The 25,293-nt window shown below is 72.4% G+C and carries 20 protein-coding genes; 13 read left to right on the top strand and 7 right to left on the bottom strand.

Features of this window, described 5'->3' with window-relative positions:
* Window positions 1–37 precede the first annotated feature (37 nt).
* From ACZ6S5_RS16975 to ACZ6S5_RS16960, 4 genes are all read left to right on the top strand, one after another.
* The gene (locus tag ACZ6S5_RS16975; RefSeq protein ID WP_466001328.1) at window positions 38–2,476 is read left to right on the top strand and encodes a sensor histidine kinase; all 2,439 of its coding nucleotides are present in this window, start codon (window positions 38–40) and stop codon (window positions 2,474–2,476) included.
* Between the two features lie 66 nt (window positions 2,477–2,542).
* Window positions 2,543–2,968: a roadblock/LC7 domain-containing protein gene (locus ACZ6S5_RS16970; protein ID WP_466001326.1), complete on the top strand. Its 426-nt coding sequence runs from the start codon at window positions 2,543–2,545 to the stop codon at window positions 2,966–2,968.
* Complete coding sequence (locus tag ACZ6S5_RS16965) at window positions 2,965–3,354, top strand: DUF742 domain-containing protein (protein ID WP_466001324.1); 390 nt, start codon at window positions 2,965–2,967, stop codon at window positions 3,352–3,354. Before ACZ6S5_RS16970 ends, ACZ6S5_RS16965 begins: the two co-directional genes overlap by 4 nt.
* A complete protein-coding gene (locus ACZ6S5_RS16960) occupies window positions 3,335–3,943 on the top strand; it encodes a GTP-binding protein (RefSeq protein WP_466001323.1) in 609 nt (202 codons plus the stop codon). The genes ACZ6S5_RS16965 and ACZ6S5_RS16960 overlap by 20 nt, the downstream gene beginning before the upstream one ends.
* Before the next feature lie 34 nt (window positions 3,944–3,977).
* Here the strand turns inward: ACZ6S5_RS16960 and ACZ6S5_RS16955 are convergent, their stop codons facing one another.
* Window positions 3,978–4,874: an aminoglycoside phosphotransferase family protein gene (locus ACZ6S5_RS16955; RefSeq protein WP_466001492.1), complete on the bottom strand. Its 897-nt coding sequence runs from the start codon at window positions 4,872–4,874 to the stop codon at window positions 3,978–3,980.
* 131 nt (window positions 4,875–5,005) lie between these two features.
* Window positions 5,006–7,858 carry an aconitate hydratase gene (locus tag ACZ6S5_RS16950; protein ID WP_466001321.1) on the bottom strand — a complete coding sequence of 951 codons (2,853 nt, stop codon included), beginning with the start codon at window positions 7,856–7,858 and terminating at the stop codon, window positions 5,006–5,008.
* Between the two features lie 157 nt (window positions 7,859–8,015).
* On the opposite strand from ACZ6S5_RS16950, the gene ACZ6S5_RS16945 reads away from it, so the two are divergent.
* Both ACZ6S5_RS16945 and ACZ6S5_RS16940 read left to right on the top strand, forming a co-directional pair.
* Entirely contained in the window at window positions 8,016–8,378 is a 363-nt protein-coding gene (locus ACZ6S5_RS16945; protein ID WP_466001319.1) for a VOC family protein, read from the top strand.
* Window positions 8,379–8,438: 60 nt separating this feature from the next.
* Window positions 8,439–9,092, top strand: coding sequence for a DedA family protein (locus ACZ6S5_RS16940; RefSeq protein WP_466001317.1), 654 nt, complete (start codon window positions 8,439–8,441; stop codon window positions 9,090–9,092).
* Between the two features lie 59 nt (window positions 9,093–9,151).
* Here ACZ6S5_RS16940 and ACZ6S5_RS16935 read toward each other — a convergent pair whose 3' ends face one another.
* Complete coding sequence (locus tag ACZ6S5_RS16935; protein WP_466001315.1) at window positions 9,152–9,811, bottom strand: C39 family peptidase; 660 nt, start codon at window positions 9,809–9,811, stop codon at window positions 9,152–9,154.
* Between the two features lie 599 nt (window positions 9,812–10,410).
* Entirely contained in the window at window positions 10,411–11,082 is a 672-nt protein-coding gene (locus ACZ6S5_RS16930; protein WP_466001313.1) for a dienelactone hydrolase family protein, read from the bottom strand.
* 143 nt (window positions 11,083–11,225) lie between these two features.
* Between ACZ6S5_RS16930 and ACZ6S5_RS16925 the strand changes: the two genes are divergently transcribed.
* On the top strand, window positions 11,226–11,594 hold the full coding sequence (locus tag ACZ6S5_RS16925) for an ArsC/Spx/MgsR family protein (RefSeq protein WP_466001311.1): 369 nt from the start codon (window positions 11,226–11,228) through the stop codon (window positions 11,592–11,594).
* A gap of 174 nt (window positions 11,595–11,768) precedes the next feature.
* Here ACZ6S5_RS16925 and ACZ6S5_RS16920 read toward each other — a convergent pair whose 3' ends face one another.
* Window positions 11,769–11,981, bottom strand: coding sequence for a hypothetical protein (locus ACZ6S5_RS16920; RefSeq protein WP_466001309.1), 213 nt, complete (start codon window positions 11,979–11,981; stop codon window positions 11,769–11,771).
* On the opposite strand from ACZ6S5_RS16920, the gene ACZ6S5_RS16915 reads away from it, so the two are divergent.
* Window positions 11,980–12,639 (top strand): hypothetical protein, encoded by a 660-nt coding sequence (locus ACZ6S5_RS16915; RefSeq protein ID WP_466001307.1) that lies wholly within the window; start codon window positions 11,980–11,982, stop codon window positions 12,637–12,639. The genes ACZ6S5_RS16920 and ACZ6S5_RS16915 overlap by 2 nt on opposite strands.
* 40 nt (window positions 12,640–12,679) lie before the next feature.
* Window positions 12,680–13,069: a hypothetical protein gene (locus tag ACZ6S5_RS16910; RefSeq protein WP_466001305.1), complete on the top strand. Its 390-nt coding sequence runs from the start codon at window positions 12,680–12,682 to the stop codon at window positions 13,067–13,069.
* An 85-nt stretch (window positions 13,070–13,154) separates the two neighbouring features.
* On the opposite strand, the gene ACZ6S5_RS16905 is transcribed toward ACZ6S5_RS16910, so the two are convergent.
* Window positions 13,155–14,411: a histidine decarboxylase gene (locus ACZ6S5_RS16905; protein ID WP_466001303.1), complete on the bottom strand. Its 1,257-nt coding sequence runs from the start codon at window positions 14,409–14,411 to the stop codon at window positions 13,155–13,157.
* 290 nt (window positions 14,412–14,701) lie between these two features.
* Between ACZ6S5_RS16905 and ACZ6S5_RS16900 the strand changes: the two genes are divergently transcribed.
* Window positions 14,702–16,126, top strand: a complete 1,425-nt coding sequence (locus ACZ6S5_RS16900) for a hypothetical protein (protein ID WP_466001301.1) — start codon at window positions 14,702–14,704, stop codon at window positions 16,124–16,126.
* 57 nt (window positions 16,127–16,183) lie between these two features.
* Here the strand turns inward: ACZ6S5_RS16900 and ACZ6S5_RS16895 are convergent, their stop codons facing one another.
* Entirely contained in the window at window positions 16,184–17,581 is a 1,398-nt protein-coding gene (locus ACZ6S5_RS16895) for an APC family permease (RefSeq protein WP_466001299.1), read from the bottom strand.
* 473 nt (window positions 17,582–18,054) lie between these two features.
* Here ACZ6S5_RS16895 and ACZ6S5_RS16890 point away from each other — a divergent pair, with 473 nt between their 5' ends.
* The 3 genes from ACZ6S5_RS16890 to pulA all read left to right on the top strand — a co-directional run bounded on the left by ACZ6S5_RS16890 (window position 18,055) and on the right by pulA (window position 25,128).
* Complete coding sequence (locus tag ACZ6S5_RS16890) at window positions 18,055–18,720, top strand: cellulose binding domain-containing protein (RefSeq protein ID WP_466001297.1); 666 nt, start codon at window positions 18,055–18,057, stop codon at window positions 18,718–18,720.
* 97 nt (window positions 18,721–18,817) lie between these two features.
* Window positions 18,818–19,468, top strand: a complete 651-nt coding sequence (locus tag ACZ6S5_RS16885) for a cellulose binding domain-containing protein (RefSeq protein WP_466001295.1) — start codon at window positions 18,818–18,820, stop codon at window positions 19,466–19,468.
* A gap of 161 nt (window positions 19,469–19,629) precedes the next feature.
* Window positions 19,630–25,128 (top strand): pullulanase-type alpha-1,6-glucosidase, encoded by a 5,499-nt coding sequence (gene pulA / locus ACZ6S5_RS16880; RefSeq protein WP_466001293.1) that lies wholly within the window; start codon window positions 19,630–19,632, stop codon window positions 25,126–25,128.
* The last annotated feature ends 165 nt before the right edge of the window (window positions 25,129–25,293 follow it).

Below are 25,293 nucleotides of genomic sequence, written 5' to 3'. Positions count from 1 at the left end.
TCGGGTACGTGACCGAAAATCCGGCCAGGACGGTGTGATGGGCTCCCGCAGTACGAATCTCCGTACCAAGATCGTCGCCCTGCTCGTCTCGCTGGCCGCGCTCTGGGCCTTCGCGGCGTGGGTGACCGTCCGGGACGGCTTCAACCTGCTCGGCGTCCAGACTCTCAACGCCCGGGTCTTCGAACCGAGCGACCCGCTGCTGCTGCAGTTGCAGACCGAGCGGCGACTGTCGCTGGCGTACCTGGGGCAGTCCGATCCGGACCAGCTCCAGGCACTGGTCGACCAGCAGCGGCACACCGACGAGACCGCCGCGGCGCTGTGGCGGTCGGCCCGGGACTGGCGTACCGGGTTGGCCGCGAGCGACCAGCTCGAACAGCGCATCACCGAGCTCCGCACGGAGATCGACCAGCTCGGCGGCGTCCGGGCGGAGGTCGGACGCAAGACCATCGACCGGACCGCGACGCAGGCCGCCTACAACGAGGCGATCGAGGCGATCTTCGGGGTCTTCGACGCGCTCGGCGGTCTGGACGACCAGGAGATCGCCCGGGACACCGCCGCGCTGATCGACCTGAACCGCGCCCGGGAGCTGCTGTCCCAACAGGACGCGCTGCTGACCGGCGTGCTCGCGGCCAACCGGATGACCGGGGCGGAGCAGGCCGCCTTCGCCCGGCTCGTGGGCGCGCAGTGGTATCTCGCCGAGCGGACGGCCCGGGAGCTGGCCCCCACCGACCGCAGCCGCTACCAGCAGATGGTGGCGGGCAACACCTTCCAGCAGTTGCGTGGCCTGCAGGACCGGGTGCTGGCGGCCCGTGGCGGCGACGTCCGGCCACCGGTGGCGGTGGCCGCCTGGCGGGCCGCCGCCCAGCAGGCGATGGAGGCCCTACGCGGGGTGATCCTCGCCGGCGGTGAGGACATCGTCTCCCGGGCGACCCCGGTGGCCGTCGGCGTCATCGTCCGGCTGGTGCTGGCCGCCGGCCTCGGCCTGCTCGCCGTCATCGCCTCGGTCGTGGTCTCCGTCTCCACCGCCCGGGCGCTCCTGCGCCAGCTCGAACGGCTGCGTGACGCCGCGTTCCGGCTGGCCGACGAGCGGCTGCCCGCCGTGGTGGAGCGGCTCGGCCGCGGCGAGGAGGTCGACGTCGCCCGGGAGGCGCCGCCGCTCCAGGTCGGCGACGACGAGATCGGCCAGGTGGGCCGGGCGTTCAACGCCGTGCAGGAGACCGCGCTCCGGACCGCCGTCGAGCAGGCCGAGCTGCGCCGCAGCGTCCGGGAGGTCTTCCTCAGCCTGGCCCGGCGTACACAGGCGCTGGTGCACCGCCAGCTCACCCTGCTCGACGCGATGGAACGCCGGGAGCACGACGCCGAGGAGCTGGAGGACCTGTTCCGGGTCGACCACCTGGCCACCCGGATGCGGCGCAACGCGGAGAACCTGATCGTCCTCTCCGGCTCCACGCCGGGCCGGTCCTGGCGGCGGAACGTGCCGATGGTGGACGTGGTCCGGGGGGCGGTGGCCGAGGTCGAGGACTACACCCGGGTCAACGTGCTGCCGCTGGGTCCGGTGTCGCTCAGCGGCCGAGCGGTCGGCGACGTCATCCACCTGCTGGCCGAGCTGATCGAGAACGGGCTGTCCTTCTCGCCCCCGCACACCACCGTCGAGGTACGCGGCCAGCTGGTCGCCAACGGCTTCGCCATCGAGATCGAGGACCGGGGCCTCGGCATGAGCGCGGAGGAACTGGCCGCCGCGAACCACCGGATCGTCGACCGGTCCGAGCTGAACCTGGCCGACGCCGCCCGGCTGGGCCTGTTCGTGGTCAGCCGGCTCACCGAGCGGCACGGCGTGAAGGCGCAGCTCAAGGAGTCCGCGTACGGCGGCACCACGGCGGTGGTGCTGATCCCGTCCGACCTGCTCGGCGAGGACGACCCGACGGTCTCGGGCGGCTTCCGGGCGGGCACCGGCAGCCCCGTCACCTCCGGCGGCCCGGTGCCGCCCGACGCCGGGCCGGACGCCCGATCCGAACCAGCGGCGACGACGACCACGCCGGCGGCCGGGGAGACGGCCGAGCCGGTGCCGGCGACGGCCACGGAGGCGGCGCGGGTCACCCCCTCCGGGCTGCCGGCGCGTACCCGGAAGCGGCCGTCGATGGCGGCGGAGCCGGCCGGTGCGACCACGACCGCGCCGCCCGCGGTGGCCGCCGCCGAGCCCGGCCCGGCGACCGACGAGGATGCGGCGCCCCGGAGCGAGTCCCGGCTGCCCGTGCGGGTCCGCCAGGCCAGCCTCGCGCCCGAGCTGCGCCCCGAGGCGTCCGCTGTGGACGACGACGCCGACGACGAGGCGGTACGCCCGCCGGAGCAGGTGAGACGGATGATGACCGCCTTCCAGAGCGGTACCAGGCGGGGCCGGACCGACGCGGCGCGGCTGCTCGGCGGCGCGCACGAGCCGGCCGGCGAGCCCGACGCCGGGGACGAGCAGGCGACCTGAGCACGCCGAGGCGGCGGATCCCAGACGAGCAACGGCGACACCAGCCGGGGGAGAAGAGGACGACGAGTGGGGCAGAAAACGGCTTCGAGCGCAGACCTGACGTGGCTGCTGGATGACCTGGTCGGCCGGGTGAAGCAGGCGGAACACGCCGTGGCCCTCAGCACCGACGGCCTGCTGATGGCCGCCTCCCGAGGTCTGAGCCGAGACGACGGCGAGCACCTGGCGGCGATGGCGGCCGGCATCCAGAGCCTGGCCCGCGGCGCGGGCAAACGCTTCGGTGGCGGCCAGGTGCAGCAGACGATCATCGAGATGCAGTCGTCGTTCCTCTTCGTGACGGCGGCCGGGCGCAACGCCTGCCTGGCCGTGCTGGCCGGTCAGGACGCCGACGTCGGCCTGATCGCCTACGAGATGGCGATGCTGGTCACCCGGGTCGGGCGCTTCGTCGCCTCGCCCACCCGCGAACATTCCGCCGGCGAGAATCCGGCGCGATGACCGGCCAGGGGGAGCCCGCGGCGCACGAGTGGGTGGACGACCACGCGGGTCCGGTGGTCCGCCCGTACGCGGTGACCGGTGGCCGGGCGCGCCCGGTGACCGGCACGTTCGACCTGATCTCCCTGGTCACCTCGACCCGGACGGACGTGGGGTCGGAGTCCGGGCTCGGGCCGGAGCACGTGACGATCGTCGGCCTCTGCCAGCGGGTGCTGTCCGTGGCCGAGATCGCCGCCCACCTCGACCTGCCGGTGGGCTCCGTCCGGGTCCTCCTCGGTGACCTGGTGGCCCGCAGCCTGGTGCAGGTCCGTGAGCCGAGCGCCAACCCCGCCGGCCTTCCCGACGACAGTGTTTTCGAGGCGGTACTCAATGGACTACGGGCGCTCTGAGCGGCCGGTGGGCGCGGCACCGGTGCCCACCGGGGTCAAGATCCTCATCGCCGGTGGCTTCGGTGTCGGCAAGACCACCCTGGTCGGCGCGGTCAGCGAGACCCGTCCGCTGCGGACGGAGGAGGTGCTGACCGAGACCGGGGTAGGCGTCGACGACCTCTCGGGTGTCGAGCAGAAGACCACCACCACCGTGGCGATGGACTTCGGCCGGATCACCATCAGCGACGACCTGGTGCTCTATTTGTTCGGCACCCCCGGCCAGGACCGGTTCTGGTTCGTCTGGGACGAGCTGGCGCTCGGCGCGATCGGCGCGGTGGTGCTCGCCGACACCCGGCGGTTGGCCGACTGCTTCCCGTCCATCGACTACTTCGAGGAGCGGGGCACCCCGTTCGTGGTGGCGGTGAACTGCTTCGAGGGGGCCAGGCGCTACCGGGTGGACGAGGTGCAGGCGGCGCTCGACCTGGACCCCGGCGTACCGGTGGCGCTCTGCGACGCGCGCGAGCGGGACTCGGTCAAGGAGGTGCTGATCACGCTGCTGGAGCACGCCATGAAGCAGCGTGAGGAGCGCCACCGGGCCGCCGCGGAGTGACGGGCGGGCCGGTGGCCACTCGGCTCGGCGCTCCTCACGCCAGGTCGGCGATCACCGCGCGGGCCATCCGGCGGCCGTGCTCGGCCATCCGTGGGAAGGTGTGCCGGTAGTAGTCGATGCCGGTCAGCGACGGTCCGAGGGCCCAGCCGCAGGCGCGGCGCCAGGTGGCGTCGTCGTACCCGATCGCCTCCCGGTAGGCGTCCCGGGCCGCGCCGGTGAAGGTCCACAGCGCCGGAGCCACGTCCGGTGCCGGATCGCCGACACCGAGTGCGCCGAAGTCGATGACCGCGGCCAGTCGGCCGGCGTCGGTGATCAGGTTGCCCGGCTGCAGATCGCCGTGGATCCAGACGGGCTCCCTGCCCCAGCCGGGAGCAGCCAGGCAGGCGTCCCAGGCCGCCTCGGCCGCGGCCACGTCGAAGCCGTCGTCATGCTCGGCGAGCCGGGGGAGCACCCGGCGGACGCTGTCGTCGACGTGGCGCAGGGCCGACCCGCGGGAACCCGGTGGTTTGACCGGTCCTCCGGCCGGATCCACCCGGTGCAGGGCGCGTACGAAGGCTGCCACGTCGCGGGCCAGGGGTACGTCGTCGCAGCCGAGCCGGGGCGGCGTGCTCCCCGCGACCCACGGCACCACGGTCCACCGCCACGGGTACCCCGCGCCCGGCTCGCCGCTGTACCGCGGCACCGGAATCCGCACCGGCAGGTGGGACGCCAGCAAGGGCAGCCACCGCGCGTCGGTGTCGGCCTGGTCGACCGCCCTGGCGATCTTGGGCATCCGGGCGGCGAGTTCGGTGCCGATCCGGAAGAGCACGTGGTCGGTGCCCTCCACCTCGTCGGGCAGGGGCGTCACGGGAAGATCGGCCCACTGCGGGCACTGGGCCGCCACCAGTCGGCGCACCTGCTCGACCGTGGCGCGGACCTCGTCGTCATGCATCGGCACGGCTGGACGGTAGTGCGGCCGGCCGGCGTGATGCCAGCCGATTAGGAGCCCACCACCGACCGCCCGAAACACCGCAGGGCCCCTCCCCGCCGGTCGCGGGAAGGGGCCCTGTCGGGGATACGACGTCAGCTGGCGATCATGCGACGCAGCACGTACTGCAGGATGCCGCCGTGCCGGTAGTAGTCGGCCTCACCGGGGGTGTCGATCCGGACCACGGCGTCGAACTCCACGCCGGTGTCGGTGGTGACCTTCACCGTACGCGGGGTCTCACCCTCGTTCAGCGCGGTGACGCCGCTGATGGAGAAGGTCTCCGTGCCGGTCAGGCCCAGCGACTCGGCGGTGGTGTCGACGGGGAACTGCAGCGGCAGGACGCCCATGCCGATCAGGTTCGAGCGGTGGATCCGCTCGTACGACTCGGCGATGACCGCCTTGACCCCGAGCAGCATGGTGCCCTTGGCCGCCCAGTCGCGGGACGAGCCGGAGCCGTACTCCTTGCCGGCCAGGATGACCAGCGGGACGCCCGCCTCCTGGTACGCCATCGAGGCGTCGTAGATCGAGGTCTGCTCGCCGGTCAGGTGGTTGACCGTGAAGCCGCCCTCGACGCCCGGCACGAGCTGGTTGCGCAGCCGGATGTTGGCGAAGGTGCCCCGGATCATCACCTCGTGGTTGCCGCGGCGGGAGCCGTACGAGTTGAACTCGTGCCGGGCCACGCCGTGCTCGGCCAGGTACTTGCCGGCGGGGGAGTCCGCCTTGATCGAACCGGCCGGGGAGATGTGGTCGGTGGTCACCGAGTCGCCGAGCTTGGCCAGCACCCGAGCTGGACCGATATCGGACACAGGCGCCGGCAGGCGCTCCATGCCCTCGAAGTACGGGGGCTTGCGGACGTAGGTGGACTCGTCGGCCCAGGAGAAGGTGTCACCGGTCGGGGTCGGCAGCGACTGCCAGCGCTCGTCGCCGGCGAACACGTCGGCGTACGCGGAGCTGAACCCGGTGGCGCCGATCGCGGAGGCGATGACGTCCTGGATCTCGGCGCTGTTCGGCCAGATGTCCCGCAGGAACACCGGGTTGCCCTCGGCGTCCTCGCCGATCGGCTCGTTCGCCAGGTCGATGTCCATGGTGCCGGCGAGCGCGTACGCGACCACCAGCGGCGGGGACGCCAGGTAGTTCATCTTGACGTCCGGGTTGATCCGGCCCTCGAAGTTCCGGTTGCCGGAGAGCACCGAGACGACGGCGAGGTCGCCCTCGTTGACCGCGGCGGAGACCTCCTCCGGCAGCGGGCCGGAGTTGCCGATGCAGGTGGTGCAGCCGTAGCCGACCAGGTTGAAGCCGAGCTTCTCCAGGTACGGGGTGAGGCCGGCGCGGTCGTAGTAGTCCATGACGACCTTGGAGCCGGGGGCCAGCGTGGTCTTCACCCACGGCTTGCGGGCCAGGCCCTTGTCCACCGCGTTGCGGGCCAGCAGCGCGGCGCCGATCATGACCTGGGGGTTGGACGTGTTGGTGCAGGAGGTGATCGCGGCGATCACCACCGCGCCGTGGTCCAGCTCGTACTCGACGCCGTCGGCGCCGGTCACCCGGACCGGGTTGCTGGCGCGCCCACCGGCGCCCGCCGCCGCGGTCTCCAGGTCACGCGGCTCGTCGGCCGGGTCGCTGAACTCGTTGGCCGGCGGGTCGCTGGCCGGGAAGGACTCGGCGCTGGCCTCGTCGGCCGGGCCGTTCGCGCCCCGGGGCAGCTGCTCGCGGGCGACGCTCGGCTTCAGGTCACGCTCACCGGCGACGTCGGCGGCGACGTAGTCGGTCAGCGCCGAGCGGAACAGCGTCTTGGCAGCGCCCAGCGGCACCCGGTCCTGCGGGCGCTTCGGGCCGGCCAGGGACGGCTCGATGGTGCTGAGGTCCAGCTCCAGCCGCTCCGAGTACTCCGGCTCGTGGTTCGGGTCGTGCCAGAGGCCCTGCTCCTTGGCGTACGCCTCGACCAGCGCGACCTGCTGCGGGTCGCGGCCGGTCAGCTCCAGGTAGCGGACGGTCTCGGCGTCGATCGGGAAGATCGCGACGGTGGAGCCGTACTCGGGAGACATGTTGCCGATGGTGGCCCGGTTGGCCAGCGGCACGGCGCTCACGCCCGGGCCGTAGAACTCGACGAACTTGCCGACCACGCCGTGCTTGCGCAGCATCTCGGTGATGGTGAGCACCAGGTCGGTGGCGGTGGTGCCGGCCGGCATCTCGCCGGAGAGCTTGAAGCCGACGACCCGCGGGATCAGCATGCTGACCGGCTGGCCGAGCATCGCAGCCTCGGCCTCGATGCCGCCGACGCCCCAGCCCAGCACGCCCAGGCCGTTGACCATCGTGGTGTGCGAATCGGTGCCGACCACGGTGTCCGGGTATGCCTGGCCGTTGCGCTCCATGACCGTGCGGGCCAGGTACTCGATGTTGACCTGGTGCACGATGCCGGTGCCGGGCGGGACGACCTTGAACTCGTTGAACGCGGTCTGGCCCCAGCGCAGGAACTGGTAGCGCTCCTTGTTGCGCTCGTACTCCAGCTCGACGTTGCGCTGGAAGGCGTCCTCGCGGCCGAAGAGGTCGGCGATGACGGAGTGGTCGATGACCAGCTCGGCCGGGGCGAGCGGGTTCACCTTGGTGGCGTCGCCGCCGAGGTCGCGGACGGCCTCCCGCATGGTGGCCAGGTCAACGACGCAGGGCACGCCGGTGAAGTCCTGCATCAGCACCCGGGCCGGGGTGAACTGGATCTCCACGCTCGGGTCGGCCGCGGAGTCCCACGCGCCGAGCTGCTGGATGTGGTCGGCGGTGATGTTCGCGCCGTCCTCGGTCCGCAGCAGGTTCTCCAGCAGGATCTTCAAGCTGTAGGGCAGCCGGTCGTGGCCCTCCACCTTGTCGATCTTGAAAATCTCGTAGCTCGCGTCTCCGACGCGTAGCTGGGTCTTCGCACCGAAGGTGTCGAGGCTCGCCACGTCGTACTCCTTCACACCAGCGACCGTGAGTAGTCCTGAGCAGTCTGTCGCACCGGCGGGGGCGTTGCCGTGCTTAGGCAACACTTACCTGCGTCGGGCTCAACAAAACCGTACGTCCGTCTTGCTATTCGCGCAACCTCATGTCAGGGTTCGGGACGAGGAGGTGTCGACCATGATCCATCACGTCCTGCTCGCCTGCCCACGCGGCTCCGAGGAGCTGTCCCGCTCCTTCTACGTCGACCTGCTCGGCATGACCGAAAAGGCCAAGCCGCCGGCGCTCGCCGCCCGCGGTGGTTGCTGGTTCACCGGGTACGACGCCGAGCTGCACCTGGGGGTCGAGGACGACTTCAGCCCGGCCCGCAAGGCGCACCCGGCGCTGCTCCGCCCCGACCTCGACGCGCTCGCGGCCCGGCTGGCCGCCGGCGGTCACCCCGTCACCTGGGGTGACGAGGAGATCCCCGGCATGCGCCGGTTCCACACCCGCGACCCGCACGGCAACCGGCTGGAGTTCCTCGCCCCGGTGACCGCCGGCTGACGGGAGGGTTCCGCCGCCCGCTGCCGGGTAGGGTTCCAGGTCGGACCGGAAGGGGTGGGCGTGGTCGACGTACAGCACTGGCTCTCCGCGCTTCCCCCCGGCGTGGTCTACCTGATCGTCGCCGGGGTGATCGGCGTGGAGAGCATGGGCGTGCCGCTGCCCGGCGAGATCGTGCTGGTCAGCTCCGCCCTGCTCGCGGCGACCGGGGTGGTCGAGCCGGAGTGGGTGGCCACCGCCGCCGCGGCCGGCGCCATCGTCGGCGACTCCGTCGGATACGCCATCGGCCGGCGCGGGGGACGACCTCTGCTGGAACGCCTCGGCCGGCGCTTCCCGAAGCACCTCGGACCCGCACACCTGGCCCGCGCCGAGGAGAGCTTCGCCCGGCACGGCGTCTGGGCCGTCTTCTTCGGCCGGTTCGTGGCCCTGCTGCGGATCCTCGCCGGGCCGCTGGCGGGCGCACTGCACGTGCCGTACCGCCGGTTTCTGCTGGCCAACGCGGCCGGCGGCCTGGTCTGGGCGTTCGGCACCACGTACCTGCTCTTCACCGTGGGCCGGGCCGCCGAGCACTGGCTCAAGGACATCTCCTGGGCCGGCCTGGCGCTGGCCGTCGTCGCCGGCCTGGTCAGCACGTGGTGGCTGCGCCGCCGGGCCCGGCGACTGGGGGCGGTGGAGGTGCCCGACGAGGCCGAGCCGGTGGCTGCCGGCGACCGCTGAGACGCCGAAAGGGCCCGACCCCTGGTGGGGGTCGGGCCCTTTTGTGGTGCTGGGGGTCGTCAGGAGGCGGTGTAGCCGCGGGTGGCGATCCAGTCGGCGAGGTTGTCGACGCTGATGCGGTAGGAGGCCATGTTCGGGTCGGCGGAGTCGGCGATGGTGACGGTCTTGCCACCGTCGCGGTAGCCGACGACGCTGATGTAGTGGCCGCCTTCGAAGGAGTGGGTGTTGCCGTCGGTGTCGGTGGTGGTGCCGGCGATGTTGGCGACCACGGCGCGGCCGTCGTCGATGGTGCGGACGATGTCGGTGCGCAGCTTGTCGGTCTGCTTGTCGTCGGCCTTGGGGGTGCTGATCTCCACCGAGTGGTAGGCGTCCTTCTTGCCGGTTTCCTTGTTCAGGACCGGGGTGATGTCGTTGATGCTGTTGGTGCCGTTCTCGGTGGTGCCCATTTCCTTGGCCATGGCGTCGACGTCGATGTTCTTGCCCTGGACGGAGAGGGCGTTGCGGGTGGCGGCGGGGCCGCAGTAGTAGAAGTTCGGCTGGGCCTCGTAGCGGACGTTGAGTTCCCGCTCGCCGCCGGGCTTGCGGTCGGTGGTGACCGAGGAGGCGGCCTTTTCGGCGGGGGTGGCCTGGGCGGCGATGGCGGGGCCGGCGATTCCGCCGGCGGTGGCGGCGAAGCCGGCAGCGGTCAGGACGGTCTTGCGAAGCAGAGTGGTGGCCATGATGAGTCACGCCTTCCATTCGGGGGTTTCGCGGCGGCCGCGAAAGGGGGGTGCGGTGGTGCCGCGTGAAAAGGTCTTGGGAGGGGCGGGCCCGGCGGTCGGGGGTGACCTGCTCGGGTGGCCCGGGGGTGTAACGACCGGGGGCCGGGAGTGATTCCCGGTGGCCTCACCGGCGGGACCAGTGTTCGCGGTCCGGGGGAGGTAACGACGGCCGGTGGCCGGTCATTCCGACCGGCGGCCCGCCGGCCCGTGGCGGCGGGGGTTGCCGCGCGGTCTGCCATGTTCAACGACCCCGCCCCCGGCATGATTCCGCCGTGCGGGTGGCCCCGACCACGCGACACCCGCCCACGAACCGCCCATCCGGGGTCGACGGAGGACATCCCCGCCCCGGCGATCCGGACATTCGACGCATGCGGCGCGGCCGGTCGGGTAGGTGATCAGCTCGCGCTGCGGCATACGGGCGTGTCCACCGGCCCGGATGCCGCCGTTTGCGGCATCCGGAGACGATCGATCCACACAACTTCGCCGAAGTTGCTGCCTCCGCTGGCGGGGAGGCAGCAACTTCCCTGACGTTGCGGGCGCCAGGAGTGGCGGGCGGGTCAGGGGGTGGTGAGGAGGGCGAGGACGGCGTCGCGGGCGGCGCGTACGGCCGCGCGGGACTGGTCGGTGTGGTCCAGGGCGTCGAAGCCGTGCCTGCCGTCCGGTACGTCGATGAGCTGCACCGGCGTACCCCGACGTGCCGCTTCGGCGGTGAACTCCTCGGCGCTGGCAGCGACCTCCGGCCGCTCATGGCCCGCGCGGGTGAGTACGAGCGGCGGCGCGTGCTTGGCGTCGGCGAGCGCCTCGACCGGGCGGAAGCGCGACTCCACCGCCCAGCCGGGCAGCGGGGCGAGCAGCGGGTACGTCGCCGCCAGGCCGCGCAGCCACGGCGGCGGGTCCCGCAGCCAGTCGCCCAGCAGCAGGCCGCTGCCGGAGAAGAACCAGAGGACCACCCGGTCCGGGTCCACCCGCGGATCGGCGCGGACCAGGTCCACGGCCTTCGCCAGTTGCGCGGCCGTTTCCGCCAGGCCCGCGGGGGAGTCGACGGTGAGCCGGGCCAGCGCCGCGACCACGCCCTGCTCGGCGAGGAGCGCGCCGTAGCCCCGGTAGAGCAGCCAGTCCCGGGGATCGGGGGCGTCCGGCGGAAGCGGGATGCCGTGCGCCACGACGACGGCCGGGCGCCGGCCGGCCCGCGCCGGTGGGTAGAGGTCGACCTGGTCGTGCCGTTCCATCGGCCCTCCGGGCGGGGACAGAACAAACTGTGTCTCCCAGAAACTGTTTCCCATGGTACGCATCATAGGCGCCGATCGGGAAGCCCGCTGCCCCGGTGACCGTCCGCGTTGGAGGCCGAGGCCGGTCTGCCACCATGGCGGGCATGGAGATCTGGGACAACCCGGCCTGTTCGAAGTGCGCCACCGCCCGGAGCACGTTGGACGAGGCGCGGGTGCCGTACCGGCTGCGGGCGTACCTGACCGAGCCGCCGAGCGCGGCGGAGATGACCGAGGTGCTGCGCCGGTTGGGTGCCCGGGCCTGGGACATCTGCCGTACCAGCGAGCCAGCCGCCGCCGCCCTCGGCATGGCCGACTGGCCGCGCGACGACGAGAGTGAACCTCGCTGGATCGCGGCGATGGTCGCGGACCCGGAACTGATCCAGCGGCCGATCCTGCTGCTGGACGACGGCGGTGCGCTGGTCGGGCGTACCCCCGGGGCCCTGGACGAGGCGGTGCGCCGCACCGACCGGTGAGGCGGCGCGGCGTGGCGAGCGGGCCCGCTCCCACCGCGGACGGGGCAGCTCGACGCCGCCGCGGACGCGCCCGGGCCGCCGCCACCCGGGCTCGCGGTCGTCGTGGCCGGCTGTCCTACGTCGACCCGCGCTGCCGCGAGCCGGACGGCAGCGGGGCCCGGTGACCGAGAGGGATCAGGAGCGGTCGTCGGCGGACGGGGCATCCCCGGCGGCCCGCGCGTGCCGCTCGCGCAACCGGTCGCGGATCTCCTCCGGGGCGTACGCCCGGCGGCGCCGCTCCGCCCGGGCCACGACCACCCCGGTCGCCGCGACGCCGGCGAGGCCGGCCAGTCCGAGCACCTTCCACCACCGCATCCGTTGCCGCATCGGCTTAGGGTAGTCCTTCATGAGCATCAGCCTGGACGAGGCCGTGGAGCTGACCCGGACCGGCGACGTGTGGGTGTTCCGGGGGCGCAGCGTGCCCGACCGGGCGATCCAGTTCACCACGAACAGTCCGGTCAACCACGTCGGCATGGCGCTGGTGCTGGACGACATGCCTCCGTTGATGTGGCACGCCGAGCTGGGCCGTTCGCTGCCGGACATGTGGACCGGCACCCACCAGCGCGGCGTCCAGTTGCACGACCTGCGGGACGCGGTCTGCGTCTGGGCCAACCGGTACGGCCAGCGGGCCTGGCTGCGCCAGCTGGAACCGCCGGTGGACACGGCGATGGAGGAGTCGGTGCTGCGTACCGTGGCGCGCCTCGACGGCACCCCGTTCCCGTCCACCGCCCAGCTCGCCTGGCGGTGGGCCCGGGGCCGGGTGCCCGACCTGCGCCGGCGCCGGTCCACCCCGGACGGTGGGGGTGTGCCGGTGCGCGACCGGGCGCTGGAGACCGCGTACTGCGCCGAGGTGGTGGCGGTGACCTACGAGGCGATGGGGCTGCTGCCCGCCGGCCGCCGGCCCAACTGGTACGACCCGGGCCGGTTCTGGAGCGGCGACGACCTCGCCCTGGCCGGTGGGGCCCAGCTCGGCGCCGAGATCGAGGTGCGGATCCCACCGCGCTGAGCAGGTTTGCCGGGCCGCCGGCGCGGCAAAGGAGAGCGCTGTGACGGCTTCCACGGATCTCGACGCGCTGACGGACTTCTTCGACCGGTACGGCGTCGCCCTGACCACCGGCGACGTGCCCGCGATCGCCGCCTGCTACGCCCTGCCCGGGCTGGTGGTCGCCGACACCTACAGCTTCTCGTTCACCTCCCCCGCCGCGGTGGCGCTCAGCTTCGTCGGGGCGGCCCCCGACTACCAGGAGCGGGAACTGGTCGCGGCCAACGCGCAGATCGAGGACGTGCAGCAGCTCTCCGCGCTGCTCACCGAGGTCGCCGTGCGGTGGGAGTTCCTGGACAGCCAGGGCGGTGCGGTGCCCGGGGAGCGCTACCGCTACCTGCTGCGAGCCACCGACGACGGCCCGGCCATCTGCACCGTCATCCGGACCGCCTGACGGCTGCGGTCGGGTCCCCGCCCCTCGGCGCGGAACTCGGCCATCTCGGCGAGGAAGCTGGTACGTACCCGTTCGGTGGGCGCGATCAGCTCGGGCACGGTGCCGAGTAGACCACGTCGGCCGACGGCGTGGGGGACGTCCCGTCCGCCGGCCGCCGGGCCCGCTGCACCGGGGCCCGTCGTCCGCGCGTCCGGGGGCGCGGGTCGACGGCGGCGGCCAGGTCCGCGACGAACTCGTCGACGACCTCCTTGGTCACCCCGGGCATGCAGATCAGGTGGCTGCGCCCGGCGCTGCTGGCCAGCACCCACTTCGCGGTCACCTCGGCCGGCGGGGTGGGAAAGACCACGGTGAAGGCGTGGTCGTGCCGCCAGGCCGGCCAGTTGACCTCGTTGAGCCGGTCCACCGTGTACGCGGCCAGCTCGCGGGCCCGGTCCGCGCGCTCCCGCAGGCCGGCGTGACCGAGGGTGCGGATCGCGTACCAGAGCAGCAGGGCGAGGTGGCCGCTGCGCGAGCCGCTGATCGTGGTGTCCACCGTGGCGGTGTAGTTGGGTGTCTGGCCGAGCTGTTGCTGAAGGGTGCGACGGGTGAGCACCACGCCGCACGGGACGGGGGTGCCGAGGAACTTGTAACCGGAGATGGAGATGCTGTCGACGGTCGAGTCCAGCCGCAGGGTGCTCCGGCCGTCGGCGAGGGCCAGCGGTGCGCCGGCCAGCGCCCCGTCGACGTGCAGGTGGTGCCGGACCGCGGCGCGCGCCAGGATGCCCCGGATGCGCGGCACGTCGTCGGCCGCCTCGGTCATCGTGGTGCCGCAGGTGGCCACGACGATCGCCGGCCGGTCCCGGTGCTGGTCGATCATTCGGGCGAGATCGTCGTAGTCGATCTCCCCGCGCTCGTCGCTGCGGATCACCACCGAGTCCATGCCGAGGATGTCGACGCACTTCGGCAGCGAGTAGTGCGCGTCGGCGGAGTGGTAGACCAGCCCCTTGGGGAACCGGGCGCGGGCCAGGTAGAGGGCGTAGAGGTTGCCCTCGGTGCCGCCGGAGGTGAGGTAGCCCCACCGGTCGTCGGCCGGTGCCTGGAACAGGTCCCCGAACCAGTTCAGCACCTCCCGCTCGTAGCGCTTGGTGTGGTTGGCCCCGGCCGGGTCGGTCCACGGATCGCCGATGTTGTTCAGCAGGGTGCCGAAGAGGGGGGCGAGCGGGCTGTAGTCGATGTCGGTGGCGACCGGGAAGCCGACGTGTGTCGCACGGCCGGCCGCGGCGGCCGCGCGTACCGCGGCGAGTTCGGCGAGGAGGTCCTCCGGATCGGCGACGGAACCGTCATGACACGGGTCGGCTGACAACGCGACGCTCCTCATCATCCGGTGCACGGTGCACGGGCGCAAAGAGTGGACCATGAGTCACGGAGAGCAGGCAAGCGTTACGAACTTGGCCACCAAATGTCCACAATCGACGTGCCGCCTGCCCTGAGCTGGCCGGGTGGCGAGCCTTCCGACCACACTCGACACCGGCGGCCGTTGCTGAGTTGTGAGTCAGATCGCTCCGGCCTGGGCATTGTGTGCGGACGGTTGATAACCCGTGCACACAGTGAAATCATCGGCCGGGCGAATTCCAGCTAGCCAGGAGCTACCACGTGTCGCAGGATCACCGATCGCCGTTGTCACGCCCGTCCTACGAGGACCCCCGTGACCACGGCGCGGCCAACGGGCCCAGCTACCCGCCGACGGCGTCACCGGTCAGGCCGCCGGCACGCTGGGCCGGCACCGGTGGTCAGCCATTCCCGACGGTCGGCAACCCGGAGCACGGCTACGCCGCGCCCGGCTACGGCGCCACGGAGGCGCCCGGCTACGGCACCGCGCCGGGCGCCGCCGGGCTGGCCGGCGCGGAGGTGCCCCGCTACGGCGTCCCGACGCCGACGTCCCCGCTGGGGGCACCGCCCGCCGAGGCGTACGGGGTCCCGGCCGGGCGGCCCGGGTACGCCGGGACGGAGGGCCCCGGTCACCCCGCCCAGGCCGCGTCCGGGTACGCCGGGTCGGACACCTCCGGCTTTCCCGTGCAGTCCGCGGCCGGGTACGCCGGGTCGGACACCTCCGCGTACCCCGGGCGGGAGGCGCCCCGCTACGGCGTCCCGGAGACCCCGACCTTCCCGGCGCCGAACGTTCCGGCCCACCCCGCGCCGGAGAACACCGGTTACCGCCTCCGGGAGGCGCCGCGCTACGGCGCCGCCCCGGAGACCGCCGGGCACGGGGGCCCGACGCCCTGGCAGTCGCCCGCCCCGAGCGGCCAGCAGCCGGTCGGCGGGCACCCGGTCGCCGGCGGGGCCGAGCCGGCCGCCGACGGCTACTCCAGCCAGGCCGTGCAGAACCAGATCCGGCAGGCGGTCGTGCACCGGGTGCAGTACGCCAACGCCCTGCACGCCTCGCACTACTGGGACCTGCGCCGGTCCAAGCCGGTGGGGCCGCACGCCCTGGTCTTCATGTACGCCGGCCTGGACCCGAGGTTCTCCGACCCGCGCCGCCCGTACTACGAGATCAAGGCGGCGTCCCGGCTGTTCCGGGACGGCGGCGACGTGCAGGACCTGCCGGCCCTGCTGCACGAGTTGACCGAGATCGCCAAGGGCTACCTCGCCGACGGCCGGGTCTTCGACCCGGTGGCCCAGATGACCCAGTCGGCCGACGAGATGCCCGCCGAGGCGAGGTACGTGGGGGTCGCCGTGTCCACCCTGCTCGGCGGGGCCGAGGAGGTCGGCGACGATCCGATGGCCGCCGTCGGCGGTATGGGCATTCCCGGCCGCGCCCTGGTGGTCCTCGCGGACAACAACCTCCTGGTGGTCGAGCGGCCGGCGCGCGCGCACGAGCAGGTCGAGGTCTACTCCACCTTCCCGTACACCAGTGGCGGTGGGGTGGAGTACCGCAGCTGGCGGTCGTTCAGCCCGGAGCAGCAGACGGATCCGGCCTGGCGCTGGTTGCAGCACCTCAACCAGCTGGTGATGACCGGCCAGGAGCGCAAGGCCGGGGCGGCCGCGGCGGCCACGAATGGCGGCCGGCGCCGCCGCTGAGACGGACGACGGCCCGTCCCCGGGTGCGGGGGCGGGCCGTCGTGTCGCGCGGAGAACCTAGAGCGCGCGCCCGATCAGGTCCTGCTCGATCACGGCGAGCGGACGCGGCTGTCCCTGGCCGACGTTCTCCAGCACCTCGGGGCGGCTGGCCTTCAGCACCGCCGCCCAGATCAGGCCGACCACCGCCGCGGCCAGCACCGCCCCGGGGACCAGCCACTTCGTCGTCGAGTCCTCCGGCGCGCCGAGCACGGCGGACAGGTTGAGCAGGGTGGTCAGCAGGGCCGCGCCGACCAGCACCGCGCCGATCAGCGGGGCGACCGTCCGCTGCCACGCGGTCTCGGTGGTGCCCCCGCCCTTGCGGAAGAAGGCGATCGCGGCCAGCGACGTGACGGCCATCATCAGCAGCACCGCGATGGCCGCGACGCCGGAGAGCCAGCTGAACATGATGGCGACCGGGTCCGCTCCGCTCAGCGCGAAGACCAGGATCACCGGCAGTGCGATGGCCGACTGGAGCACCGAGCCGGCAACCGGCGCGCCGCCCCGGCCGATCCTCTCGAACACCGCGGGCAGCACCCGCTCCCGGCCCAGGCTGAAGGTGTACCGGGCGATCGAGTTGTGGAAGCTGACCATCGCGGCGAAGACACTGGTCACCACGAGGGTGGTCGCGACGCCGCCGAGCAGGGGGCTGGCGTACGTCTCGAGGATGGAGAACGGCAGGCCGGTCGACGGGTCACGGGACTGGTCCACCACCCGGTTCGGGCCGACGGCCACGGCCATCGCCCAGGCGGCGAGCGCGTAGAGGACGCCGAGCAGGATCAGCGCCGAATAGGCGGCCTTCGACACCGCCTGCTGGGAGCGGGACTCCTCGGAGTAGACCGCGGCGGACTCGTACCCGACGAAGGACGCCGCGCAGAAGGCGACCACACCGCCGATGCCGGGCACCAGCAGGTTGCCCGGGTTCAACGGCGCGAAGCTCACCGAGCCGCCGGCCGGGTGGGTGAACGAGATGACGATGAACAGCAGGATCACCGCGACCTCGACGGCCAGCACCGCGCCGAGCAGACCGACGCTGATCCGGGCCTTCAGCACGCCCACCGACGCGACGGCGGCCCAGGCCACCAGGGACCAGACCCACCAGGTGCCGCCGATGCTGCTGCTGACCACCGCCCCGAGCAGCCCGTACAGGCAGATCTGGATGGCGTTGTAGCCCAGCAGCACGACGGGGGCGGCGACCACTCCCCAGAAGCGCCCGAAGCCGGCCGCGAGGGCGGCGTAGAAGACGCCCGCGCTGGACACGTAGCGGGCCATCGCCAGGTAACCGACGGAGAAGAAGAGCAACGCGGCCGCGATCACGACGAAGCCGAGCGGCGTGCCGGTGACGCCGGTCGAGGCGTACGTGGCGACGATCGCACCGGCGAGCACGGCCATCGGGGAGGAGGCGGTCGCGCTGAACACCAACAGGGCACCGGTCCCGAGGGACTTTCGGATGAGCCCGGTTGGCGCACTGGCAATCTGCATGGAGGGTGCTCCGAGTCGGGGTGAGGGGCTGAGGGTGGACTGGGACGGGTGGACGCGGCTCGGCGCGGTCCCCGTTCAGTGGTCGTGGCGTGGTGGGTGGCGCTCGGCGACGGGACCTCCACCATGGACCGCTTCAAGGATCTTGAGCGGCATTGCCCAGTTCTGAGCCATTTAGGAACTCCAATCGATGAGCCCGGACAGACTAGCCGACGACGCCCCGCGTTCGTTCAAGCGCGCCTCGTGTCGGGGATTCCGCGTCGGACCGGGGCGGCCCGGGGGCCGAACCGCCGCGTTTGCTCAGCCGTTCTGCGCGTCCCGTTGACCGGACGGGCGGAACGCGACGGTCGCGCTGCGAATCGCCGGAACCCTGGCTACGCTGGCCCGTCGGGGCTGGGGCGAGGGGGAATTTGATGAGTGACGAGCAGGGGCGGCCGGCCGAGGCGCGGTCAGCACCGCGGATGCTGACCTCGGTGCCGTGGATCGTGGTGATGCTCGGCGTCGGTCTGCTGGCCGGCTTGCTGGTCTTTGCTCTGTTCTCCGCGCGCCCGAAGGAGAGCGGGGCCGTACCGGCGGCCCTCGACCCGCCGATCTACCTGCCGACGATCGGGGTGAACACCCCCACCTCCGCCCCGCCGAGCGACGCCCCGCTGGTCGACGACACGCCGTCGCCGTCCGCCAGCTCGCCCGGCGCCACCCCGTCGGCGAAGGCCAGCTCCGCGGCGCCCGCGGCGTCCACGCTCGTCGCCCCCGGCGCGCCCCGGACCGGCACGGTCACGGCCCGTTACCAGGCGACCGCGAGCGAGCGGGACTGGTTCGAGGCCCGACTCACGGTGACCAACGGCTCCGGCCGTAGCCAGAGCTGGGAGGTGCAGCTGTACTTCACCGGCAACGTGAAGAGCATCCAGGCGTCGGGGGCGTCGGTCAGCACCCAGGGCAGCGGGGTGTTCGTGCTGCGCGGCACCGGGTCGCTGCCGTCCGGCGATTCCGCCGTGGTCTCGATGCGGTTCACCCGTACCGGCACCGGCGACCGGCCGGGCCAGTGCACGGTCAACGGGGCGAACTGCGTCATCGCCTGAGCGCGCACCGCGCCGGTGGTGGCGCCGGGTGACGGGTCGGACACTTTCCGGCACTGTTCCCGATCGATACGCTCACCGGGACCGACAGGGGAGGGACATGTCCGGCACGCGTCGTGTCCGCCGGTCGCCCGGCGCCGCCATCGCCTCGTCGCCCTGGATAGTGGTCTCGATCGGCGTGATCGTCATGGTGGCGCTGCTGGTCGTGGCGCTGAGCGCGGCCCGGGGCCGCAGGACCTACGCCGATGTGCCGCCGCCGGCCCCGACGATGTCGTTGCCCGGGCTGCCGCCCACCACGTCGGGCGGCACCCCGACGTCCGCCGCCCCGGCGGCGCCCGGGCTGTCACCCCGGTCCACCCTGCTGCCCAGCCGGCCGACGCCCACCCGGTCGGGCGCCGTGGTTAACGGCGGGCGGCCGTCCCCGTCGCCGGCGTCCCCGATGACCGGGCGGTGCGCGGTGGTGAACACCTTCGACGGCGGTTTCATCGGTGAGGTGCGGCTGGTCAACGCCGCCGCCGCGGCCCAGGGCTGGACGGTGCGGCTGACCTTCCCGCGCGGACGCCTAGCCGCGTCCTGGGTGGAGAGTGCCGAGCAGGGCAGCGGCGATTTCACCGGCGGTGTCTTCACCTACCGCAGCGGGGTGGACGTGCGGCCGGGAGCGTCGGTGGCCTTGCGGTTCCACTTCGAGGGCACCGGGACCACCCGGCCGGCCAGCTGCACGGTCGACGGATCGGCCTGCTCCGGCCGCTGAGCCCGACGCGCCGTCACCCTGGGCGACGGCCGGGTACGCCGATCGGTGCTGTCATGTTTCGCAAGACAACTGCTTTGTTGCGACTCGGTTTGCAAGGTATTGCAGAATGTTTCGGCAAGGGCTAGCGTGCGGGCGAATCAGCGACCAGAGAAAGGCCGTCGATGAAACCCCCGCCGATATCTCGCAAGGCGCTGCTCGCCTTGGTCTCCTCGCTCGTGCTCACCCTCGTCGGCGTGCCGGTGGCCATCCACCAACTGGGCGCCGACGCCGCCGACCGCTCCGCCACCCCCGACGTGCTCGCGGCCGCGGGCGCCCCGCAGTGGGGCCAGGAGCCGTCCGCCGAGACGCTGCTCAAGGCCGGCAGCACCAGCGCCCGGGCCGAGCAGTTCTACTTCGTGCTGCCGGACCGCTTCGCCAACGGCGACAAGCGAAACGACACCGGCGGGCTGACCGGCGACCGGCTCACCACCGGCCTGGACCCGACGGACAAGGGCTTCTACCACGGCGGTGACCTCAAGGGCGTCATCGACAAGCTGGACTACGTCCAGGGCCTCGGCACCACCGCCATCTGGCTCGCGCCGATCTTCAAGAACCGGCCCGTGCAGGGCACCGGCGCGGACGCCTCCGCCGGCTACCACGGGTACTGGATCACCGACTTCACCCAGGTCGACCCGCATTTCGGCACGAACGAGGAGCTGAAGAAGCTGGTCGACCTCGCCCACCGGCGGGGCATCAAGGTCTACCTCGACATCATCGTCAACCACACCGCGGACGTCATCCGGTACGCCGAGAACAAGTACGGCTACGTCGACAAGAAGACCGCGCCGTACCGCGACGCGCAGGGCCGGGCCTTCGAGGACCGCAACTACGCCGACGGCACCCGTGACTTCCCCCAGGTCAACGAGAAGTCGTTCCCGTACACCCCGACGTTCGCCACCCTCGCGGACGCGAAGGTCAAGGTCCCGGCGTGGCTGAACGACCCGACCATGTACCACAACCGCGGCGACTCCACCTTCGCCGGCGAGAACAGCGAGTACGGCGACTTCTACGGCCTCGACGACCTCTGGACCGAGCGGCCCGAGGTGGTCCGCGGCATGACCGACATCTACGGGCAGTGGATCGGCAAGGCCGGGGTCGACGGCTTCCGGCTGGACACCGTCAAGCACGCCAACCTTGAGTTCTGGCCGCAGTTCACCCAGGGCATCAACGCCGCCGCCGCCAAGGCCGGCAAGCCGGACTTCTTCATGTTCGGCGAGGTCTACAGCGCCGACCAGGAGATCGAGTCGACGTACGTGCGGCGCGGCGGGCTGCCGGCCACCCTCGACTTCTCCTTCCAGGAGGCCGCTCGCAGCTACACCGCCGCCGACGGCTCGGCCAAGGCGCTCGCCGACGTGTACGCCAAGGACGACCTGTACTCGGCCCGGAACACCGACGCCAACCGGCTGACCACCTTCCTCGGCAACCACGACATGGGCCGGATCGGCTCGTTCATCGCGGCGGCCGGCGGGGACGACGCCGGCCAGTTGCGCCGGGACCAGCTCGCCCACCAGCTGATGTTCCTCACCCGCGGCCAGCCCGTCGTCTACTCCGGCGACGAACAGGGCTTCACCGGCCCCGGCGGCGACAAGGACGCCCGGCAGGACATGTTCGCCACGAAGACGGCGGACTACCTGGACGACGACCTGATCGGCACCACCCGTACCCACGCCAGCGACCAGTACGACACCACCCACCCGCTCTACCGCACCATCGCCGAGCTGGGCCGGCTGCGGCAGGCCCACCCGGCGCTGCGGGACGGCATCCAGGTCACCCGGTACGCGGCCGACGGCCCCGGCGCCTTCGCCTTCTCCCGGATCCTGCCGCAGGACCGCACCGAGTACGTGGTGGCGGTGAACAACGCCGGCACCGCGCAGACTGTCACCGTGGACACCTGGTCGCCCGGCGCCACCTTCACCGGCATCTACGGCGGTTCGGCCACCACGGTGGCCGGTGCCGACGGCAAGCTGTCGCTGACCGTGCCGGCGATGTCCGCGGTGGTCCTCCGGGCCGGTACGCCGATCCCGCAGGCCGACGCCGCCCCGCAGGTCACCATCACGGAGCCCGGCGACGCCCCGGTCCCCACCAAGGTCGCCGTCACCGCGCAGGTCACCGGTGACCCGCTGGCGACCGTCACCTTCGCCGCCCGGGTCCCCGGCGGCAAGTGGACCCTGCTGGGCAGCGCGCACCAGGCCCCGTACACCGTCTACCACGACCTGACCGGCCTGGCCGGCGGGACGAAGGTGGAGTACAAGGCCGTCGTCCGGGACGGCAAGGGCCGGATCGCCGAGGCCCGGTCCACCGGCACCGTCGGCACCCCGGCGCAGAGCGCCTCGCGGGACTGGGCGATCGTGCACTACCAGCGCCCGGCCGGCGGTTACGCCGACTGGGGCCTCTACACCTGGGGCGACATCGACCCGGCGTACCAGACCGACTGGCCCAAAGGGCAGCCGTTCGCGGGTGAGGACTCCTTCGGCCGGTTCGCCTGGGTCAAGCTGAAGCCGGGCGCCAAGTCCGTCGGCTTCCTCGTGGTCGACAAGGACGGGACCAAGGACGTCCCGAACGACCGCACCATCGACGTGACGCAGACCGGTGAGGTCTGGGTCAAGCAGGGCGACCCGACGCTCTACCCGACCAGGCAGGCCGCCACCGGCGAGCCCGACCCGCCGGTGGACCAGAGCACCGCGGTCATCCACTGGCGCAAGGCGGACGGCAACTACGACGGCTGGGGCCTGCACCTCTGGGACGGCGCGGCCAATCCCACCGACTGGGGCAACCCGCTCAAGCCGGAGAAGATCGACTCGTACGGCGCGGTGTTCCGGGTGCCCCTGGCCGCCGGCGCCACCGGGCTGAGCTACATCGTCCACAACGGCGACACCAAGGACCAGCCCGACGACCAGCGGCTCGACCTCGCCACCGCCGGACACGAGATCTGGCTGCTGGCCGGGGTCAAGGGGCGGCTGCTGCCGGCGACCACCTCCGGCGCCGCGAAGGACCTGGACATCACCAAGCAGAAGGCGCAGTGGATCGACCGGTCCACCGTCGCCTGGCAGACCGGCCCGACCGACGGCAAGCGGTACGACCTGGTCGCCGCCCCGACCGGCGGGCTGAGCATCGCCGACGGGGAGCTGGCGGGGACGTACACCATGCTGCCGCTGCGGGCGCAGCGCAACGGGCTCACCGAGGCCCAGCGGCAGGCGTACCCGCAGCTCTGGGCCTACCAGGCCTTCAGCCTGGACCGGACCGACCTGGCCAAGGTGCCGGCGGCGCTGCGCAGCCAGCTCGTGGTGACCGAGCGGGACGCCGAAGGGCACCTGCTCGGCGCCACCGGGGTGCAGATCCCGGGCGTGCTCGACGACGTCTACCAGGCCGCCACCTCGGCCCGGCTGGGCCCGACGTTCGCCGGCCGGGTGCCCACCCTGGCGGTCTGGGCGCCGACCGCCCGCACGGTGTCGCTCCAGCTCTTCGACTCGCCGACGGCCGAGCCGAGGACGGTGTCGATGAGCCGTAACGACCGCACCGGCGTCTGGTCGGTGCGCGGTACGAAGGCGTGGAACGGCAAGTACTACCGCTACCGGGTCGAAGCCTGGCAGCCGGCGGTGCAGAAGATGGTCACCGCCTCGGTGACCGACCCGTACTCGGTGGCGCTCGCGCCGGACTCGACGCACAGCCAGATCGTCGACCTGAACGACCCGGCGCTGGCCCCGGCCGGCTGGGCGAACCTGCGCAAGCCGGCGGCGGTGCCGTCGTCCAAGGCGCAGATCCAGGAGCTGTCGGTCCGCGACTTCTCCATCGCCGACAGCACCGTGCCGGCCGAGCGGCGTGGCACGTACCTCGCCTTCACCGACCCCGGCACCGCCGGGATGAAGCACCTGACGGCGCTCGGCGGCGCCGGGGTCAACTACCTGCACCTGCTCCCGGCGTTCGACTTCGCCACCATCCCCGAGCAGCGGGCCGACCAGGCCCGGCCCGACTGCGACCTGGCCGCGCTGCCGCCGGACTCCGACCAGCAGCAGAAGTGCGTCGCGGCGGTGGCCGACAAGGACGGCTACAACTGGGGCTACGACCCGCTGCACTACACGGTGCCGGAGGGCGGCTACGCCGTCGACCCGGCCGGTGCGGAGCGGACCGCCGAGTTCCGGCAGATGGTCGCCGGGATCAACCAGGCCGGCCTGCGGGTGGTCATGGACGTGGTCTACAACCACACCTCGGCCGCCGGCGTCGACCCGAAGTCGGTGCTGGACCAGGTGGTGCCGGGCTACTACCAGCGGCTGCTGGAGGACGGCAGCGTCGCCAACTCGACCTGCTGCGCCAACACCGCCCCGGAGCACGCCATGATGGGCAAGCTCGTGGTGGACTCCCTGGTCACCTGGGCCAGGCAGTACAAGGTGGACGGCTTCCGGTTCGACCTGATGGGGCACCACCCGAAGGCGAACATCCTGGCCGTCCGGGCCGCCCTGGACCAGCTCACCGTCGCCCGCGACGGGGTGGACGGGAAGAAGATCCTGCTCTACGGGGAGGGCTGGAACTTCGGCGAGGTCGCCAACGACGCCCGGTTCGTGCAGGCCACCCAGGCCAACATGGCCGGCACCGGGATCGGCACGTTCAACGACCGGCTGCGCGACGCGGTCCGCGGCGGCGGCCCGTTCGACGGCAACCCGCGGCTGCAGGGCTTCGCGTCGGGGCTCTACACCGACCCGAACGGGGACGCCGTCAACGGTTCGGCGGCGGAGCAGAAGGCCCGGCTGCTGCACCAGCAGGACCTGATCAAGGTGGGCCTGACCGGCAACCTGCGCGGTTACCGGTTCACCGACTCCGCCGGCAAGGTGGTCACCGGCGCCCAGGTCGACTACAACGGCGCGCCGGCCGGCTACACGGCCGCGCCGGGCGAGGCGGTCACCTACGTCGACGCGCACGACAACGAGATCCTCTACGACGCGCTGGCGTACAAGCTGCCGCAGGGCACCTCGGCGCAGGACCGGGCGCGGATGCAGGTGCTCGCGCTGTCGGCCACCGCGCTCGGGCAGGGCCCCGGCTTCGTCACCGCCGGCTCGGAGCGGCTGCGGTCGAAGTCGCTGGACCGCAACTCGTTCAACTCCGGTGACTGGTTCAACCAGATCCGCTGGGACTGCGCCCAGGGCAACGGGTTCGGCGCCGGTCTCCCGCCGGCGGCGGACAACGAGAGCAAGTGGGCGTACGCCAAGCCGCTGCTGGCCGACCCGAAGCTGGTGCCGGACTGTGCGGCGGTCGACCTGGCCGACGCCCGGTACGCGGAGCTGGTGCGGATCCGGCAGTCCTCGCCGGTGTTCGGGCTGACCACCGCCGACCAGGTGCAGCAGCGGGTGGCCTTCCCGCTCTCCGGGGAGCAGGAGACCCCGGGCGTGATCACCATGACCCTGGACGCCCGGGGCCTGGGCGGAGAGTGGAGGTCGGTGACCGTGGTCTTCAACGCCACCCCGGAGGCGGCGACGCAGACGGTGACCAGCCTGCGCGGGGCGAACGTCGAGCTGCACCCGGTGCTGCGCAACTCCGCCGACCCGGTGCTGCGTACGGCCTCGTTCGACAAGGCCGGCGGCACGTTCACCGTGCCGGCCCGGAGCGTGGCGGTCTTCGTCCAGGAGTAGTTTGCGCGGGGTCGGCCCCCTGCCACCGTTGGTGGCAGGGGGCCGACCTTTTCCATCCGGCTGTTCGCTGTCAGTCGAAGCAGTCGTCGACGGTGTTGGCGCAGTTGGTGGGGTCGTTGTCGGTGATGGTGGATTCGTCGTCGAGGGTGACCTTGCCGTCGTTGT

It is taken from the genome of Micromonospora sp. NPDC051924, from assembly GCF_055586005.1.
This window is presented reverse-complemented; position numbering and strand designations above follow the sequence as displayed.